We start from the raw sequence: 18,312 nt of genomic DNA, 5'->3' as shown, positions 1-18,312 counted from the left end.
GTGGCTGCGTCCGCTTCGTTCCGCCATGCAGATGTTCGTGCTGGCCGGGCAACGGCCCCTCGGAGCCGCCGGCGGGAACAAAGACCCCGAACGTGCCGGGTTTCATACCAGTCTAAAGGGAAAAGCTGAAAGGACGGCCTCTTAGCTGTTCGGCGCCCAATCAGGTGTTGCTTCGCTGTCGTCGGGGTCTATTTCGAACAGGTCCAGGGGTTCCTGTCCGAACACACCGGCCGGCACCGCATATCCAAGGTGCGTCCAGGCCGGCGCCATGGCGATGCGGCCCCGGGGCGTCCGGCCCAGAAGGCCTTCGCGGACCAGGAACGGCTCGGCCACCGTTTCCACGGTCTCGGTTTCTTCCCCCACGGCAATGGCCAGGGTGGAAAGACCTACCGGGCCGCCACCGAATTTGGTGATGAGTGCCTCAAGAACTGCCCGGTCCAGCCGGTCCAGGCCGCGTTTGTCCACTTCGTACATGTCCAGCGCGGCGGACGCCGCACGGGCGTCGATCTGGTCAATGCCGTGCACCAGGGCCCAGTCCCGCACCCGGCGGAGGAGGCGGTTGGCGATACGCGGTGTACCCCGGGAACGGCCCGCGATTTCGCTGAACCCGGCGGAGTTGACTTTGAGGTCCAGCAGCCCGGCCGAACGCCGGAGCACCAGTTCCAGTTCGGCCACACTGTAGAACTCCAGGTGGCCGGTGAATCCGAATCTGTCCCGCAGCGGACCCGGCAGGAGACCGGCTCGGGTTGTGGCACCCACCAGGGTGAACGGCGGCAGCTCCAGCGGGATGGCGGTGGCGCCGGCGCCCTTGCCCACCACAATGTCCACCCGGAAATCTTCCATGGCCATGTACAGCATCTCTTCGGCGGGCCGGGACATGCGGTGGATCTCGTCCAGGAAGAGGACTTCGCCTTCGGACAGGGAAGAAAGGATGGCGGCGAGGTCCCCGGCGTGTTGGATGGCGGGGCCGCTGCTGATCCGCAACGGCGCGTTCATTTCGGACGCCACGATCATGGCCAGGGTGGTCTTTCCCAGGCCGGGAGGACCGGAGAAAAGCACATGGTCGGCGCTGCGGCCGCGCATCCTTGAGGCCTGCAGGACCAGGGAGAGCTGCTTGCGGACGCGGTGCTGGCCCACAAAATCATCCAGGTTCTTGGGCCGGAGGGCGGCCTCAATGGCGCGCTCCTCAGGCTCCTCCCCCGCTGCCACCACTGACGGCTCAGCCACGGCTGCCTACGCGGTTGCCGGCCCGCGCGCCGTCCTGTCCAAGCCAGCGGAGGGTGGTCCGCAGGATTTCGGCAACGTTGCCCCGGAATGAGACTTCCGGCTCGTCCGCGAGGGCCTTGTCAATGCTTGCCGTCGCGTCCTTTTCCGACCAGCCCAGGCTGGTCATGGCCGCCACCACTTGAGGCTTCCAGGCCGCTTCCGCCGCCGTGGCCGGGGCGGCGGCTCCGGCTGTGCCGTGCGGCACCAGCTTGCCGGCGAGCTCCAGGACAATCCGGCCTGCCACCTTGGGCCCGATACCCGGCACCTTGGTGAACGTCTTGCTGTCCCCGGTGTGGGCGGCCACCCGGATGGCTTCGGGCTCATGGACCGCCAACACGGCCAGGGCCAGCCGTGGCCCCACGCCGCTGACGCTGAGCAGGACGTCAAAAACTTCCCGCTCATCGTCGGAGGCAAACCCAAAGAGCGTCAGCGAGTCCTCCCGGACAATCAGCGAGGTGAAGAGTTTGCCTTCTTCCCCGGTGCGGAGGCCGCTGAGCGTCTGGGGGGTGGCGTTGACGCTCATACCGGCGCCGTTGAGGTCGATCACTGCTGTGGAAAGGCCAACGTGCGCAACGGTCCCGCGAAGGAAACTGATCAAAGCCGGGCTCCTGGTGTACTGCCGGGCCCTTGATGGAACCACCGGCTATCCGAACATATCTACGAATACCCTAGCAAGGGCTGCGGACATTCAGCGTGCGCGGCGCGCCTTCGCCTCGGCATCGGCCCACGCGCGCTGGGCCGGGGTCAGGGACAGGCTGCCCGGGCCGGTGGTGGCCACCGCTGCCCCGCTGCCGGCACGCCACGCATGCGTAATGGCCAACGCCAGGGCGTCCGCGGCGTCGGCGGGACGCGGGGGCGCATCGAGCCGCAGGATCTTGGTGACGAGCTTGGTGACCGCGTCCTTGTTGGAGGTGCCGCTGCCGGTAACAGCGGCCTTGACCTCCGACGGCGTGTGCAGCGCCACCGGGATCCCCCGCCGGGCGGCGGCAGTGATCACCACGCCGGACGCCTGTGCCACACCCATCACCGTGCTGACGTTCAGCTGGGAAAAGACGCGTTCGACGGCGAGCACCTGGGGTTCGTACCGGTCCAGCCACTCGTCGATCGCCAGGGCAATGACCAGAAGCCGTTGGTCGAGGGTTTCCTCGGGGGAGGTTCCCACCACGCCGACGGCCACCATGGTGGCGCGCCTGTTCCGCTCGACGTCCACCACACCGATGCCGCAGCGGGTGAGCCCGGGGTCAACGCCGAGTACGCGGAGGGTCACGCTCCCCCAACCGCCCTAGGCTGCAAGGCGCTGGTTCACTCTGATTCCAGGGCGGCCTGGACTTCGTCGCTGAGGTCGGCGTTGCTGTAGACGTTCTGGACGTCGTCGAGCTCTTCCAGGGCGTCAACCAGCTTCATGAACTTCTTGGCGGCTTCCAGGTCCAGCGGCACCACCATCGAGGGCACAAACTCGGCTTCATCCGTGTCGTACTCGATGCCGGCCTCTGTGAGGGCGTCGCGGACGGCCTGGAGGTCTGTGGGTTCCGAGTGGATTTCGAACGTGTCGCCGTTGTCCTTGACTTCCTCGGCGCCTGCATCGAGGACGGCCATCAGGACATCGTCCTCCGTGAGCTCCTTCTTCGGCAGCGAGACCACGCCCTTGCGGCTGAAGAGGTAGCTGACCGAACCGGGATCGGCGATGGTGCCGCCGTTCCGGGAAATGGCCAGCCGGACTTCGGAGGCAGCGCGGTTCTTGTTGTCCGTGAGGCACTCGATGAGCAGTGCTGAACCCTGCGGGCCGCGGCATTCGTACATGATCTCGGTGTAGTCCACCACTTCACCGGTCAGGCCGGCGCCGCGCTTGATGGCACGGTCAATGTTGTCGGCGGGGACTGAGGTCTTCTTGGCCTTGGTGACGGCCAGTTCCAGGCCCGGGTTGCCCTGCAGGTCCGGTCCGCCCATGCGGGCAGCTACTTCGATGTTCTTGATCAGTTTGGCGAACGATTTTGCACGGCGGCTATCAAGGATGGCCTTTTTGTGCTTGGTTGTTGCCCATTTGGAGTGTCCTGACATGCTTTACGCGTCTCCTCTGATCATGCGGATAAAAAGTTCATGTACGCGTTTCTCCCCAGTCACTTCCGGGTGGAAGGAGGTGGCCAGCAGGTGGCCGGAACGCACTGCAACAATTCTAGCTGTCCCGGGCAGGCCCGCCGCGTGGGACGCGTGTTCAAGGTCGGCCGGTTCCACCTGGGCGAGGACCTCCACGCCCGCGCCGACGCGCTCCACCCAGGGACCGCGGATGAACACCGCGTGCACGGGGGCCACACCGGACTCGGTGGCGCTGAAATCCAGGCCCTTGAAATCGAGGTCCGTTTCGAAGGATTCGCGCTGCCGGCCGAAAGCGTTACGGCGCACCGTAATGTCCAGGCCGCCGAACGTCTGCTGCGGAGAGCCGGCCAGGTCGGTGGCAGGATCGGCGATGTCGTCAGCAAGGAGGATCATGCCGGCACAGGAGCCGTAGACCGGCAGGCCGGCGCGGATGCAGTCCTTCAACGGTTCTGCGAGGTCGAAGGCGCGCGCCAGCTTATCGATGGCGGTGGATTCGCCGCCGGGAATGATGAGGCCGTCCAGGCCGTCCAGTTCTTTGGGCCTGCGGACTCCCACGCCTGCTGCGCCCGATGCCTCGACGGCCCGAAGGTGCTCGCGGAAGTCACCCTGGAGCGCCAGCACGCCGATCCGCAGCCCCGCGCCCAGGCGTGGGTCAGCGGCAAAAGGGGGGTTTGTCATCCCCTCAGCATAGTGCGCCGACGGCGCGCACCCGGGAGCGGGGCTGCCCCGGCGCAGGGTTCTATGCCGCTGCTGGGATATATTACAGAGCATGCTTTACATCAGCGTTCCGCTCGGCAAACTCGTCCGCCGGGTGTCCCGGCTCCGGGGCGGCGGGTCCGCCCTGCCCGGCCTGGTGGTCGAAAAAATCGATCCCGGCTTTATGCAGCGGACCCTCGCCACGCTCCCCCACGGTGTGGCTGTGGTGAGCGGAACCAACGGCAAAACCACCACCACCAAGATGGTGGTTGAGCTCCTCGAGAGCCAGGGCCTGAAGGTCTTCACCAACCGCACCGGCAGCAACTTCACCCGCGGCGTGGCGGCGGCCCTGCTCGGCGAGGTGGACTGGCGCGGCCGGCTCAAGGCCGACGTCGCCGTCCTGGAACTCGATGAAGCCCACGCCGTGCATTTCGTCAACCGCGTCCCGCCCCGTTACAGCCTCCTGCTCAATGTGCTGCGCGATCAGCTGGACCGTTTCGGCGAAATCGACAAGACAGCCCAGCTCCTGCAGCACATTGCGGCAAAAACCACCGGCACGGTTGTCCTCAACCGCGAGGATCCCCGCGTGGCCCGCATTGCGGACACCCTCAACGGCCAGGAGGTCCGGTACTTCGGCCTGGACGATTCCCTCCTCAGCACTTTCCCCAATGACGATGACATGCGCGCGGCGCCGGGAAGCCCCGCTCCCGCAGCCCTCCCGCAGAAGCCGCACGCCGACGTCGTACTCCGCAAGGTAGGGCCGGACACCGCGGATTTTGAGTACGACGGCGGCACCGTTACCACCGCGATGAAGCTCCGCGGCGTCTACAACATTTTTAATGCCGCAGCCGCGCTCGTCCTGGCGCGCAGCATCTGCGGCGCGGGCGCCGCGACCGCCAACCACGCGACGCTGCTCACGGCCCTGTCCCAGGTTGAGCCGGCCTTCGGCCGCGGGGAAAGCCTCACCGTGGACGGCCAGCCCCTGGACCTGGTGCTGGTCAAGAACCCCAGCGGCTTCCGGCTCGGCCTGAAATCCTTCCCCGCGGCGGGTTACGCCACCATGATCGCCATCAACGACAATTACGCCGACGGCCGCGACATGTCCTGGCTTTGGGATGTGGAATTCGATTCCCTCCGCGAGGACGGCGTGGACCAGCTGACCGGGTCCCGCGCGTACGACATGGCCCTGCGGCTGCAGTACGACGAGGTCAGGATCGGCGCCGTCCAGACGGACATCGCGCCCGCCCTGGCAGCCTTCATCCGCGCGGGCAAGGACAAACCGAAGCGGATCTTCTGCACCTACACAGCCATGCTGGCCATCCGCCGCGAGCTGTCCAAAATCACCACAGTGGAGGTGGTCTCATGACCGCTGAAAAAACCGGCTCCGGACCGGGCAGCAAAGGCGCCCTCCGGGTCCTCCAGCTCTACCCGCGGGACATGAACATCTACGGCGACTGGGGCAACGCCCTGGTCCTGAAGCGCCGCATCAGCTGGCACGGTTATACCCCTGAACTGCTCGAATACAACGTCGGCGACGACTTCCCCGCCGAGGTGGACCTCATTCTCGGCGGCGGCGGGCAGGACAGCGGCCAGCTGATCATCCAGGACGACCTTCAGTCACGCGGCCCGCTCCTGAAGGATCTGGCCGAGGACGGCTCGCCCATGCTGGTGATCTGCGGGCTGTACCAGCTCTTCGGCCGTTTCTTCAAGACCCACCTCGGAACAATCATTCCGGGCATCGGCATCCTGGACGTGGAGACCCACGGTACGGACGAACGCCTGATCGGCAACGTCAGGGTCGACTCGGACGAGTTCGGCGAGATCCTGGGCTACGAGAACCACAGCGGGCAAACCACGCTGGGACCCGGCGTGCGGCCATTGGGGACCACGGCAAAGGGAACCGGCAACAACAGCAGCGACGGTCACGAGGGCGCCCGGTACAAAAACGTGGTGGCCAGCTACCTGCACGGTTCGCTGCTGCCCAAGAATCCAGCCATCGCCGACTTCCTCATCCGGACGGCGGCGGAGCGCAAGTTCGGCACCTTCGAGCCCGGCACCCCTGACGACCGCTTCGCTGTGCTGGCCCGCGAGCACGCTGCGCGCCGCCCGCGCTGACCGGTGGCGGCCGCCGGTTGAGGGCGGAGCCACTGGCTCATCGCCAGTGGAAGTACTCCCGGTGGATGTTGGCGGCGCGGACGCCGGAAGCACGCAGCGCCCTGCGGAACTGACGGAGCATCCGGTCCGGGCCACCCATGAACACCGAGAGCTCCTGCGGATCAGCGTCAACGGCGGCAAGCACCCGGTCCGGCGTTAACCGGCCGTCCGTGCTGGTGTCAATCAGGTGCACTGTCAGCCGGGGATGGTGCTTCGCGATCCGGTGGATCTCATCGGCGAAGGGCGAAGGGCCCGCTGAGGTGACGAAGAAATCGACGGTTTGCCCGAGCTCATCATCCAGGGACCGAAGCCAGCTCAGGAACGGCGTAATGCCGACACCGCCGGCGATCCACACCTGGCGCGCGGTCCCGGCCCGGCGGTCAAACCTGCCATAGGGGCCACTGACCACGGCGGGCATGCCAGGCTGGACCACATCCGGGAGCTTGGCCGTGTGGTCTCCGAGCGCCTTTACCGTGATACGGATATCCTCGCCGCCAGGCGCACCGGAAATCGAGAACGGATGCCGCTGCCAGCCGTCCTTCGTTTCCAGATAGATCATGGCGAACTGGCCCGGCCTGAACACCAGCGGTTTTCCCAGCGGCTTGAGGTGGACATCCACCAAGCCGGGGGCCACGGTTCTGACCTCCCGCACCTGGTAGTCGTGATGCGGCAGGAAGTGCCGGGCCAACACTTCACGGTAGGCGTAAAACGCCAGTCCGACGCCGCCGATCAGCACATAGCTCCAGCGCAGCACCGGCGTCGATTCGAAGGCGGTGGCATCCAGCAGCCCGTGAAGGAAGCCGGCGGCTACAAACAGACCGGTCAACCGGTGAAAGCCGCGCCACCGCTCGTAGCCGCCGAGGACCCGGGCCACCAACTGCACGGGCCAGGTGTTGCGGGTGCGCAGCACAGCCCCGTGGACGACCCCGGGCAGCATGGAGCGCCAACGCGGCAGGATGGCCCAGACGATCATGGCGGCCAGCCCCAGCGCGGCCGGGACCGCCAGCGTTTTGCCCAGGCTGGTGGCTTCCGGGTTGGAGGCCAGTTCCACGTGAGGCAGCAAAAGCACCGCCCCGGCAACGGCGAGCCTTCGGTGCCAGATGGCGGCATAGTCGATGCCGCCAAAGATGCGCTCAACGTGTGGCAGGGTACTGATCAGCACCAGCGCGATGGACATCAGCAGGATGGATTCCCCGCCGAACAGCTGGCCCACATGGCGCGGCCAGGGCTCCCCCGCCGGGCGTTCAAGCACCCAGAGCGCACCATAGCCAACTGCGAACAGCCCGATTGCCAGGGGGCCCAACAGCCGTAACGGCATGCCCAGGAAAGCCGTGCGCCTTCGCTCTCCGGGCAAAGGGTCGCCCGGCGCACTGGCGTGGTTGTTACCCATAGGCGCCATTCTAGGGTCGGCAGGCACCCATAACCGGCAAGCCGTGCATTGAGAAGCCCAGGCCGGTGTGAAAGGTTAGCGTGATGACGAATCCCCTTCTCAGCCCGAGCGCGCTGCCCTACGGACTGCCGCCATTTTCCCACCTCGCACCGTCCGATTACGCAGAGGCCGTGTCCGCCGGCCTGGCAGAACATCTGGCCGAAATCCAGGCGATCGTGGACAACCCTGCAGCGGCGACCTTCGGGAACACTGCCGTGGCCATGGAAGGGGCCGGCCAGTTGCTCCAGCGGGCGGCTGCCGCTTTCTTTACCCTCGTTTCCGCCGACGCGTCCGAGGACATCCGGGCCCTGGAGACCGAACTTTCGCCCCGGCTCTCCGCCCACCAGGATGAGGTCTACCTCAACCGCGCCTTGTTCGACCGGTTCGCGGCGATCGACACCTCCGGCCTCGATCCTGAGGCTGTCCGGCTGGTAGAGGAGTACCTGAAGGAGTTCCGCCAATCCGGGATCCAGCTCGATGAGCCCGGTCAGGACCGGCTCAAGGGAATCAATGCTGAACTGTCCGCCCTGGGCACCGAGTTCGGGCAGCGGGTCAAGGAGGGGATGAAGTCCGCGGCTCTGCTGCTGGACAGCGCAGCGGAACTGGCCGGGCTGCCGGCGGACGATATCGCCAGCGCGGCCGAGGCCGCCCGCACCGCCGGTCACGACGGCAAATACCTGCTGACCCTGATCCAGCCCAGCAACCAGCCCGCCATGGCTGCCCTCGAAAACCGGGACGTCCGACGTCGGCTGTTTGAGGCCTCCACCGGCCGTGGCAGTGGCGGCGGCAGCACCGACGTCCTGGACCTGGTCACGGCAATGGCCAGGCTCCGCGCTGAAAAGGCCGTGCTTCTTGGTTTTGCGAACTATGCCGAACTTGTGGTTGACCGCCAGACGGCCCCGGATTTTGAGGCTGTCCAGGCCATGGTGAACCGGCTGGCGCCTGCAGCTGTCCGCAATGCCGATGCCGAGGCTGCGGCCCTGGCAGAGATCGCAGGGCATCCGCTGGAGGCGTGGGACTGGGCGTTCTACTCCGCCAAAGTCCGCCGCGAAAAGTATGCCGTGGACGAACAGGCGCTCCGGCCCTATTTCGAGCTGGACCGGGTCCTCCGCGACGGAGTGTTCTTTGCTGCCACAGCCATCTACGGTGTCACCTTCCATGAACGCGACGACCTGGCGGGTTACCACCCGGACGTCCGGGTGTGGGAAGTCCGGAACCCGGACGGAACCGGGCTCGGGCTTTTCCTGGGTGACTACTACACACGCGAGTCCAAACGGGGCGGGGCATGGATGAACTCGGTCGTGGACCAGTCAGCCCTGCTGGGCACCCGGCCGGTAGTCATCAACAACCTCAACATCTCCAAACCGCCGGAAGGCGAGCCCACGCTCCTGACGCTGGACGAGCTTCGCACCACGTTCCACGAGTTCGGACACGCCCTTCACGGCCTGTTTTCCAACGTGACGTATCCGCGGTTCTCCGGCACAGCGGTTCCCAGGGACTTCGTGGAATACCCTTCGCAGGTCAACGAGATGTGGATCCTCTGGCCCGACGTGCTGGCCAATTACGCCCGGCACCACGCAACAGGCGAGCCGCTCGCCCAGGACGTTGTGGACCGGCTCAATGAGGCGCGGCTCTGGGGCGAGGGCTTCGCGACCACGGAGTACCTGGGTGCCGCGCTGTTGGACCTGGCGTGGCACGTGCTGGACGGGGCCGACGTCCCGGACGACGTCGTGGCCTTCGAGGCCAAGTCGTTGGCTGCAGCCGGGGTGGCGCACGCCCTCATTCCACCGCGCTACCGCACCGGCTACTTCCAGCACATCTTCGCCGGTGACGGGTATGCTGCGGGCTACTATTCCTACATCTGGAGTGAGGTGCTGGACGCGGAAACGGTTGACTGGTTCACCGAGCACGGCGGCCTGAACCGGAGCAACGGTGAACTGTTCCGCCGGGAGCTGTTGTCCCGCGGGAACAGCCGCGACCCGCTGGAATCCTTCCGGATCCTCAGGGGCCGCGAAGCCCGCCTGGACCCCCTACTGAAGCGCCGCGGCCTCGAGTAACCCCCCCCCCTAAAAAGAACGACGGCGGGTGGCCGCCTTCGAAAAGGCGACCACCCGCCGTCGTGCATAAGGTGCGCAAGGCGAGGGGCGGTGTGATCCGGCAGCGCGCGTAAAAGGGGCCCCGCGCCGGAAGCCGCTACTCAACTACCCACAACGCGCGGGGAATAGCGCGCCGAGGATGACGCCGTCCGGCGCCTCCAGCCGCACCAAAGGCGCGAGTTACCAGCCGCGCTCGGCCAGGCGGTGCGGCTGCGGGATCTCTTCGACGTTGATGCCCACCATGGCTTCGCCCAGGCCGCGGGAGGCCTTGGCGATGACGTCGGGGTCGTCGAAGAAGGTGGTGGCCTTGACCACGGCGGCGGCGCGCTGGGCGGGGTTGCCGGATTTGAAGATGCCGGAGCCGACGAACACGCCGTCAGCGCCGAGCTGCATCATCATGGCAGCGTCAGCCGGGGTGGCGATGCCGCCGGCGGTGAACAGCACCACGGGAAGCTTGCCGGCGGCGGCAACTTCCTTGACCAGTTCGTACGGGGCCTGCAGTTCCTTGGCGGCGACGTAGAGCTCGTCCTCGGGCAGGGCGGCAAGCTTGGCGATCTCGGAGCGGATCTGGCGCATGTGGCCGGTGGCGTTGGAGACGTCGCCGGTGCCTGCTTCGCCCTTGGAGCGGATCATGGCCGCGCCTTCGTTGATGCGGCGCAGTGCCTCACCAAGGTTGGTGGCGCCGCAGACGAAGGGAACCTTGAAGTTCCACTTGTCGATGTGGTGGACATAGTCGGCCGGGGTCAGGACCTCGGACTCGTCGATGTAGTCCACCCCAAGGGACTGCAGGACCTGGGCCTCGACGAAGTGGCCGATCCGGGCCTTGGCCATGACCGGGACGGACACGGCGTCGATGATCTTGTCGATCATGTCCGGATCGGACATGCGGGACACGCCGCCCTGGGCGCGGATGTCGGCCGGAACACGTTCCAGCGCCATCACTGCAACGGCACCGGCATCTTCGGCGATGCGGGCCTGTTCGACATTAACGACGTCCATAATGACGCCGCCCTTGAGCATCTCTGCCATGCCGCGCTTGACGCGGTTGCTGCCCGTGACGCTGTTCGCGGACGAACCGGCTTCGCTGCTTACATCAGGTGTAGACACAAAAACCCCTATGGGTAGATAGACGATCTTCGCCGGACGTGAGGGCGGCAAGGAGCCGGGAGGACACGCGCCGGGTTGCCGGATCCATTGACCGGGCATTGCCAATACTAGTCCCCCGGCAGGCGGCGGGCTTAATTGGCCTTAATCAGGGCTTAATCCGAAGCCGCGGACTCCGCGAATGCCTGCCGGTGGACGGTGGATATGCGCTGGCAGATGGTGATGAGGCTGGCCAGTGCCAGCAGCCCGAGCGTCACCAGAAGAACCACCGGCGGCAGACCCAAACCAGTGAATCCGGTGACAACCAGCACCGAAACCAGCCTTTCGGCACGTTCGGCTATGCCGACGTTGGCCGTGAAACCCAACGACTCCGCCTTGGAACGCGCGTACGACACCACCATGCCCAAAACGAGACAGACCATGGCTGCGACCGCAATTGCGTGGTCCGCTCCCCCGGTAAAGAACCAGATGGCGACGCCCGCAAACAGGGCCCCGTCCGCGATCCGGTCCAGCGTGGAGTCCAGGAAGTTGCCCCAGCGTCCCCCGGTGTCCCGCATGCGCGCCATGATGCCATCGAGTACGTCCGAGAAGATGAACGCCGTAATGAACAGGGTTCCCCACCAAAGCTGGCCCAAAGGGTAGAAGACCAGGGCACCGATCACGACGCCTGCAGTGCCGATGACCGTGACCGCATCAGCCGAAACTCCAATCTTCAGGAGCCAGCGGGCAAGCGGGGTGAACAGTGCGGTGAAGAAGCCCCGCGCGTACCTATTCAGCATCCGTCTCCCCGGGCCAGGCCTCGGCGACCAGCCGGCGGACCTCGTCAAGGGTCTGGGTAATAGCCTTGGTCTGGGCAATGATGGGGAAGAAGTTCCCGTCCCCGCCCCACCGCGGAACAATGTGCTGATGCAGGTGGCCTGCGATGCCTGCGCCGCCCACCACGCCCTGGTTCATGCCGAGGTTGAAGCCACCCGGGTTGGACACTTTGCGGAGCACCCGCATGGCCGTCTGGGTAATTTCGGCAAACTCCGCAGTCTCTTCCACCGTGAGGTCCGTGTAGTCCGGGACGTGACGGTAGGGACAGACCAGGAGGTGGCCCGGGTTGTAGGGAAACAGGTTCAGGACCACGTAGCAGGTCTTGCCCCGGTGGACAATGAGGGCTTCCTCATCAGTCCGGCCCGGGCCCAGGCAGAAGGGGCAGTCGTTTTCGTTCTTGAACTGGTGTTGGCCGCCCTTGATGTAAGCCATCCGGTGGGGAGTCCACAGGCGCTGGAATGCGTCCGGAACACCCGCGAGATCAAAGTCATCGGTCACGCCGGCATCCCCTGGATAACCCGCGCCTGTGTTCTCCTGCACCGTATTCACGTCCGTTCCGTTAGCTGGTCCGGTTACGGACGGCTTCGGTGATCCGCTTGACAGCCTCCGCCACCGGCACACCGTTGTCCTGGCTGCCGTCCCGGAACCGGAAGGACACGGCGCCGGCTTCGGCGTCGTCGCCGCCTGCGATCAGGACAAAGGGGATCTTGTCCTTGCTGGCGGTGCGGATCTTCTTGGGGAACCTGTCCGACGACGTATCCACCTCGGCGCGGATGCCCGCCGCCTTGAGCTGGTCCACGACGTCGAACATGTAGTCGTTGAACGTTTCGGCGACCGGGATGCCCACCACCTGGACGGGCGACAGCCATGCCGGGAAGGCGCCGGCATAGTGCTCGGTGAGCACGCCCATGAACCGCTCAATGGAACCGAACAGCGCGCGGTGGATCATGACGGGACGCTGCCGGGTGCCGTCGGCTGCCTGGAATTCCAGTTCGAACCGCTCGGGCAGGTTGAAGTCCAGCTGGATGGTGGACATCTGCCAGGTGCGGCCGAGGGCGTCCTTGGCCTGGACGGAGATCTTCGGGCCGTAGAAGGCGGCTCCGCCCGGATCAGCGACGAGGTCCAGCCCGGATTCCTCGGCCACTTCGGCCAAAGTCCTGGTGGCTTCTTCCCATGCGGCGTCATCGCCGACGAACTTCTCCGGGTCCTTGGTGGAGAGCTCCAGGTAGAAGTCGTTCAGGCCGTAATCCTTCAGCAGGTCCAGCACGAACGTCAGGGTCTTGGTGAGTTCGTCCTTCATCTGCTCGCGGGTGCAGTAGATGTGGGCGTCATCCTGTGTCATGCCGCGGACCCGGGTCAGGCCGTGCACCACACCTGACTTTTCGTAGCGGTAGACGGCGCCGAACTCAAAGAGCCGAAGAGGCAGCTCCCGGTAGGACCGTCCCCGGGAGCGGAAGATCAGGTTGTGCATGGGGCAGTTCATCGGCTTCAGGTAGTAGTCCTGGCCGGGCTTGCGCACGGTGCCGTCCTCATTGAGTTCAGCGTCCACGTGCATGGCCGGGAACATGCCCTCCTTGTACCAGTCCAGGTGGCCCGAGACTTCGTACAGGTGGCCCTTGGTGATGTGCGGGGTGTAGACGAAGTCATATCCGGCGTCGACGTGACGCTGGCGGGAGTAGTCCTCCATCTCCTTGCGGATGATGCCGCCCTTGGGGTGGAACACCGGCAGGCCTGAGCCCAGTTCGTCGGGGAAGGAGAAGAGGTCAAGTTCGACGCCGAGCTTGCGGTGGTCGCGCCGCTCTGCTTCGGCGATGCGTTCCTGGTAGGCCTTCAGGGCGTCCTTGGTGGGCCAGGCCGTGCCGTAGATGCGCTGGAGCTGCTGGTTCTTCTGATTGCCCAGCCAATACGCGGAGGAGGACCGGGTCAGGGCGAAGGCGTTGGAAATGAGCTTGGTGTTGGGCAGGTGCGGGCCGCGGCAGAGGTCGCACCAGACGGTGGTCCCTTCCTTGCGCTCGACATTGTCGTAGATGGTGATGTCGCCGGCGCCGACCTCCACGTTGACGCCTTCGCCTGCTTCGGCGGCCTCGTTCTTCTTGCCCAGCAGCTCAAGCTTGTAGGGCTCGTTCTTCATGGCCTCGCGTGCTTCGTCCTCGCTGACGACGCGCCGGACGAACTTCTGGTTCTGGTTGACGATCTTGAGCATCATTTTTTCGAGGGTTTTGAGGTCCTCGGGAGTGAAGGGCTCGGCGACGTCGAAGTCGAAGTAGAAACCGTCGGTGATGTAGGGGCCGATGCCCAGCTTGGCATCGGGGCGCAGCTGCTGCACGGCCTGGGCCATCACGTGCGCAGTGGAATGGCGGAGTACGTTCAGGCCGTCCGGGGAGTCGATGGTGACTCCCTCGATGTCGGCACCGTCGGGCAGCTCCTGGTCCAGGTCCTTCAGCTCGCCGTTGACGCGGGCAACAACGACGTCGCGGCGCTCAAAGAAGAGTTCCGCACCGGTTGTCCCGGTAGTCACCTTGGTCTCTTCGCCATCGACGATGAGGGTGATCTGCTGGGCATCTGACACGGGTGTCTCCTATTCAAAGTTTTAGGCTTCATAGCTTGCGGCATACGGGGACCACAGCCAGCCACCGTCAATGCTATCGGTTTCGCCGGAGGCCGACCAACGGGACCCGCGGGTTTGGGGCGGCCGGTCAGGGCACCTTGGAGAGGTTCAGCCGCCCATTCCGGTGATCGCAAGGCTTCGGCTGATCCCGTCCAGGGGATGCGGCACATCGGTATGGCCGCCCTGGTTTTCCGGGAACGGAAGCGTTTCCACCCGGCTCAGGTCCCAGGCCATGCTGGCGCTCAGGCTGATTCCCCGGGGCCCTGTCCGCCGCGTGGTGCCGCGGATGAGCAGCAGCCTGGTGCCGAACAGCAACAGTCCCGCCTGTTCCTGGGCTTCGTGGAAGAACACGGAGTCGATGCAGCCGGTGCCGTCATCGATGCTGATGAACACCACACGCCGGCCGCCGCGCATCGGCGGGGTCTGGGTGGCGATGCGAACCCCCGCCACCAGAACCTCGGTGCCGTTCCGCAGGCCCAGCAGTTGATCGGCAGTGGTGACCCCCAGCTTGTCCAGCATGGGCCGGTGACTGTCCATCAGGTGCCCGCTGACATCCATGGCCATCAGGTCCAGTTCTGCCCGGACATTGTCCACCAGGGTTGGGGCTGGAAGGCCGGGTTTGACGTTCCGCAGCTCCACGTCACCTAACGGCAACGCCAGCTGCCCTTCCATGATGTCCGCACCCTTCCTGGTGCCAGTCGTTTGGAGTTTCTGCAGATGCTGGACGAGGTCGGCGCGGTTTGCGACCCCGCCTGACTCCCGGTGCAGGGAATCAAAGGCTCCCAGCTGAGCGAGCCTTTTGATGCTGGGTTTGCTCAGCCTGGACCGTGCCCTGAGATCGGCCAGGGAGTCGTAGGGCTGACCGGCAACTATCCGCTTGAGCTCAGCCCCTGAGAGGCCGTAGATGCCGTTGAGGCTCAGCCTGATTCCCAGTTTGCCGGCATCGGCGCCGGCCGCCACGCGTTCCACCCGGTATTCGGCCTGGCTGCGGTTGATGTCCAGGGGAAGGATGGGGATTCCCAGCCGCCTGGCCTCGGCCACGAGCAGCCGTTTGGGATACATGCCGGGATCGTGCTCCCACAGTCCGGCCAGGAACGCCTCGGGATGGTGCGCTTTCAGCCAGGCGGACTGGTAGGTGGGTACGGCAAAGGCCGCGCCGTGGGCCTTGCAGAAACCGAAGCTTCCAAACGCTTTCAGGGTCCCCCAGACGTTGTCCACCACTTCCGGCGAATATCCTTTGAGCCGCGCTTCCCGGCGGAAGAACTCCTCCACTTTCAATTCCAGGACATCATTGCCCAGGGCCCGGCGGAACTCATCCGCCCGCGCCAGCCCGCAGCCGGTCATAACATCAAAGGTTTTGAGGATCTGTTCGTGGAAGACCGTGACGCCGTGTGTTTCCTGCAGGACGGGTTTCAGGTCAGGGTGCGGATACACTTCCGGTGCAAAGCCGTGCCTGTGCTCCAGGAACGGCCGCACCATGTCTGATTTCATGGGTCCGGGCCGGAACAGCGAAATGTCAATGATGAGGTCGTTGAACTCACGCGGGGCCATCTTGCCGATCAGCTCGCGCTGGCCAGGAGATTCAATCTGGAAGCAGCCCAGGGTGTGGGTGCTGCGGATCAGCTCGAAGGTGGGTTCATCATCCAGCGGGACGGCGTTGAGCTCGATGTGGCCGTTCTCAGCGATGTAGTCCGGCCCGGCGCCGTCAGGTCCGGCAGGGTGGTGGCCGGCCGCCACCACTTCCGCTTTGGAAGGATGGATCCGGATGACTTCCCTGATGGCGAAGGCCATGGCGCTCTGCATCCGCACACCCAGGACATCCAGTTTCAGCATGCCCATGGGATCCATGTCGTGTTTGTCGAACTGACTCATCGGCAGCCCCAGGCCGCTGGGCTGGACAGGCGTCCGGTCGAGCAGCGTGGCATCGCCGAGGATCACTCCGCAGGGGTGCATGGAAATATGCCGGGGCAGCCTGTCGAGGCGTTCGGTGAGGTCCACCAGCAGGTCAAGCTGCTGGTTTTCGGCGAAACCCCGCTGTTCCACCCGTCCGGCGAATTCCCGGAGCTCAGGTTTTTCAACCAGGGCTTCCCGGAATTTCCGGGCCGAGAAACGCCACAGCTGTTTGGCGATCTCACCGACATCGTCATCGTCCATGCCCAACGCCATGCCTGCATCCCGCACAGCGCCTCGCGCCCGGTACCCGTTCTGCATGCTCATCAGGGTGACCCGCTCGGAACCAAACCGGTCGAAGATTTTCCGGTACACGTTGTGCCGTTCGGCGCTTTCGACGTCGATGTCAATGTCCGGCAAGGTTGCCCGGTCCTGGGAGAGGAAGCGTTCGAAGATCAGGTCGTGCTGCAGCGGATCCACCTGGCTGACGTTGATCAGGTAGTTGACCAGGCTGGAAGCCCCGGAACCGCGGGCAGCCGCACGCACGCCCATGTCCAGGATCATGCGGGAAACTTCCGCCACCGTCAGGAAGTAGGAGGAGAATCCGAGGTTCCGGATGATGCCCAGCTCGTGTTCCAGCCGCGAGCGCATTTCCTTGTGCGCCTGACCGGAGATGCCCGGGAAGCGCCTGCCTATTCCTGCTTCACAACGCTGGACCAGTTCAAGGTGCGGGTCCTGGCTGATGCCGATAACCGACGCCTCCGGAACCACGGGCTGCTTCCACCCCATATCCGCCACCGGATCAATCCTGCAGTAATCGGCGAGCGCCTCAGTCTGCGCCATGAGCTGTTTGAGGTCTGCTGTGCCATATCCCGCGGCACGGATGATTTCCTTCCCCAGCTGAAGCATCTGCCCGGCTGACTTGAGCCACCCCTGCCCGTTGGGCTGGAGCAGCGGTTCGGCTGCCAGTTCCGGCAGTGATTTCAGGGTCCGGGCGGAATCAAGGACGTCAGCCGTGGCGGCTCCGTCCTCGGCGCAGTAGCGGACAGCGTTGGTCAGGATTGCCGGGACTCGGTGTTCTTCGGCGAGCTTAAGCATGCGCACCGCGTGGGCAGTGCTCAGGGGCTTCCCCGGGGCAGTCAGCTGGGAAACAACTTCGGCAACCAGGGTTCCGGCGGGCATGGCGTCCAGCCATTGTTTGAAGAGGGTGCGTGGACGGAGGTAGCGCCGGCCGCCCATGGCGCGTCCGACGTCGGAGTCCGGTCCAATCAGGACGGTCAGAACCGGCTTCAAGGTGGCGGGGTCAAGGGTCCGTGAAGCGAGCTCCGCGCGGGTAACTGCCACGGGCACCGCTCCTCCGGCTTTACCGGAGGTGCGGGCATGGGCATCGGACACCAATCGGCACAGGGCTCGGTAGCCCGCTCCGTTGTTGTTCCCCCGGGCAAGCACCACCACCCTGCCAGCGAGCTGGGTCCGGTGGTCGCCGTCGTCGTCCAAGACCGCCAGGTCCACCCCCACGATGGGGTCGATGCCTGCCGCCATGCAGGCTTTGAGGTGTTTGATGGTGCCGTACAACCCGTCACGGTCCGTGCAGGCAAGAGCCGTTGCGCCGTCCGCGGCAGCGACCTGGGCCAGTTCGTCGGGCCAGGAGACGCCATAGTGTGCGCTGAAGGCGGTGGAAACGTGGAGATGGGTGAAGCTCATGCTGTTTTGGGGTGGAGGGCGTCATGGATGCGCAGGAGCCGCCAGCGGCCGCTGCCGAGGTGCCTGCTGAGGTCCAGGGTAAGGGGCTCCCCGGCTTCATCAGGTTCCGGCCGGACCTGCACGCGCCAGATCTCGTGGTCCACCAGGCCCGGGCCGCTGCCCAGGGGTGCCCGGCGTTCCTCGGCCCACCACTGGCGGCGTTCGTACCAGCGGACAGGTTCGGCGCAGACGGTATACGGCCTGCCGGCCCACACGAGCTTCAAAGGCTGGCCGGAAGCGGTGCAGTGAACGTCCACGGACTCGCTGAACATACCCATGGGGCGCCTCCCGGACTGAATGATGGCTGCTGCGGAATACGGCTGCAACAGCTGGCAGTTCGAATACATATTCGAATAAATTCAGTCTACAAGGGTGCCCTGACAAAACCTAGACAGGGGTGGACTGACGGGACGGCT

Annotated in this window: 15 protein-coding genes; 3 read left to right on the top strand and 12 right to left on the bottom strand. The window is 65.3% G+C overall.

What is annotated here, in order from left to right; translation table 11 throughout:
• Positions 1-141: 141 nt before the first annotated feature.
• From ruvB to pdxT, 5 genes are all read right to left on the bottom strand, one after another.
• Positions 142-1,227 (bottom strand): Holliday junction branch migration DNA helicase RuvB, encoded by a 1,086-nt coding sequence (ruvB, locus tag PY310_RS09885; RefSeq protein ID WP_275214212.1) that lies wholly within the window; start codon positions 1,225-1,227, stop codon positions 142-144.
• Positions 1,220-1,864: a Holliday junction branch migration protein RuvA gene (gene ruvA / locus PY310_RS09880; RefSeq protein ID WP_275214211.1), complete on the bottom strand. Its 645-nt coding sequence runs from the start codon at positions 1,862-1,864 to the stop codon at positions 1,220-1,222. The genes ruvB and ruvA overlap by 8 nt, the downstream gene beginning before the upstream one ends.
• 90 nt (positions 1,865-1,954) lie before the next feature.
• A complete protein-coding gene (ruvC, locus tag PY310_RS09875; RefSeq protein ID WP_275214210.1) occupies positions 1,955-2,533 on the bottom strand; it encodes a crossover junction endodeoxyribonuclease RuvC in 579 nt (192 codons plus the stop codon).
• A 35-nt stretch (positions 2,534-2,568) separates the two neighbouring features.
• Entirely contained in the window at positions 2,569-3,324 is a 756-nt protein-coding gene (locus tag PY310_RS09870; protein ID WP_275214209.1) for a YebC/PmpR family DNA-binding transcriptional regulator, read from the bottom strand.
• Between the two features lie 3 nt (positions 3,325-3,327).
• Positions 3,328-4,038 carry a pyridoxal 5'-phosphate synthase glutaminase subunit PdxT gene (gene pdxT, locus PY310_RS09865; RefSeq protein WP_275214208.1) on the bottom strand — a complete coding sequence of 237 codons (711 nt, stop codon included), beginning with the start codon at positions 4,036-4,038 and terminating at the stop codon, positions 3,328-3,330.
• Positions 4,039-4,129: 91 nt separating this feature from the next.
• Here pdxT and PY310_RS09860 point away from each other — a divergent pair, with 91 nt between their 5' ends.
• Both PY310_RS09860 and PY310_RS09855 read left to right on the top strand, forming a co-directional pair.
• The gene (locus tag PY310_RS09860) at positions 4,130-5,422 is read left to right on the top strand and encodes a Mur ligase family protein (RefSeq protein ID WP_275214207.1); all 1,293 of its coding nucleotides are present in this window, start codon (positions 4,130-4,132) and stop codon (positions 5,420-5,422) included.
• On the top strand, positions 5,419-6,171 hold the full coding sequence (locus PY310_RS09855) for a type 1 glutamine amidotransferase (protein ID WP_275214206.1): 753 nt from the start codon (positions 5,419-5,421) through the stop codon (positions 6,169-6,171). Before PY310_RS09860 ends, PY310_RS09855 begins: the two co-directional genes overlap by 4 nt.
• A gap of 37 nt (positions 6,172-6,208) precedes the next feature.
• Here PY310_RS09855 and PY310_RS09850 read toward each other — a convergent pair whose 3' ends face one another.
• Complete coding sequence (locus PY310_RS09850) at positions 6,209-7,600, bottom strand: ferredoxin reductase family protein (RefSeq protein ID WP_275214205.1); 1,392 nt, start codon at positions 7,598-7,600, stop codon at positions 6,209-6,211.
• A gap of 83 nt (positions 7,601-7,683) precedes the next feature.
• On the opposite strand from PY310_RS09850, the gene PY310_RS09845 reads away from it, so the two are divergent.
• Complete coding sequence (locus tag PY310_RS09845) at positions 7,684-9,696, top strand: M3 family metallopeptidase (protein WP_275214204.1); 2,013 nt, start codon at positions 7,684-7,686, stop codon at positions 9,694-9,696.
• A 219-nt stretch (positions 9,697-9,915) separates the two neighbouring features.
• Here the strand turns inward: PY310_RS09845 and pdxS are convergent, their stop codons facing one another.
• The 6 genes from pdxS to PY310_RS09815 form a co-directional block, all read right to left on the bottom strand.
• Positions 9,916-10,842 carry a pyridoxal 5'-phosphate synthase lyase subunit PdxS gene (gene pdxS, locus PY310_RS09840; protein ID WP_275214203.1) on the bottom strand — a complete coding sequence of 309 codons (927 nt, stop codon included), beginning with the start codon at positions 10,840-10,842 and terminating at the stop codon, positions 9,916-9,918.
• Between the two features lie 152 nt (positions 10,843-10,994).
• Positions 10,995-11,618: a phosphatidylinositol phosphate synthase gene (gene pgsA / locus PY310_RS09835; protein WP_275214202.1), complete on the bottom strand. Its 624-nt coding sequence runs from the start codon at positions 11,616-11,618 to the stop codon at positions 10,995-10,997.
• A complete protein-coding gene (locus PY310_RS09830) occupies positions 11,608-12,195 on the bottom strand; it encodes an HIT family protein (protein WP_275214310.1) in 588 nt (195 codons plus the stop codon). Before PY310_RS09830 ends, pgsA begins: the two co-directional genes overlap by 11 nt.
• 19 nt (positions 12,196-12,214) lie before the next feature.
• The gene (gene thrS / locus PY310_RS09825; RefSeq protein ID WP_275214201.1) at positions 12,215-14,224 is read right to left on the bottom strand and encodes a threonine--tRNA ligase; all 2,010 of its coding nucleotides are present in this window, start codon (positions 14,222-14,224) and stop codon (positions 12,215-12,217) included.
• 147 nt (positions 14,225-14,371) lie between these two features.
• Complete coding sequence (locus PY310_RS09820) at positions 14,372-17,857, bottom strand: DNA polymerase III subunit alpha (RefSeq protein ID WP_275214200.1); 3,486 nt, start codon at positions 17,855-17,857, stop codon at positions 14,372-14,374.
• On the bottom strand, positions 17,854-18,174 hold the full coding sequence (locus PY310_RS09815) for a DUF6504 family protein (protein ID WP_275214199.1): 321 nt from the start codon (positions 18,172-18,174) through the stop codon (positions 17,854-17,856). Before PY310_RS09815 ends, PY310_RS09820 begins: the two co-directional genes overlap by 4 nt.
• Positions 18,175-18,312: the final 138 nt, after the last annotated feature.

Origin of the sequence: Pseudarthrobacter naphthalenicus (assembly GCF_029076445.1) — a bacterium.
In the GTDB taxonomy this organism is placed as follows: domain Bacteria; phylum Actinomycetota; class Actinomycetes; order Actinomycetales; family Micrococcaceae; genus Arthrobacter; species Arthrobacter naphthalenicus.
The sequence above is the reverse complement of the archived record's forward strand: the minus strand, read 5'-3'. Positions and strand labels throughout refer to the sequence as shown.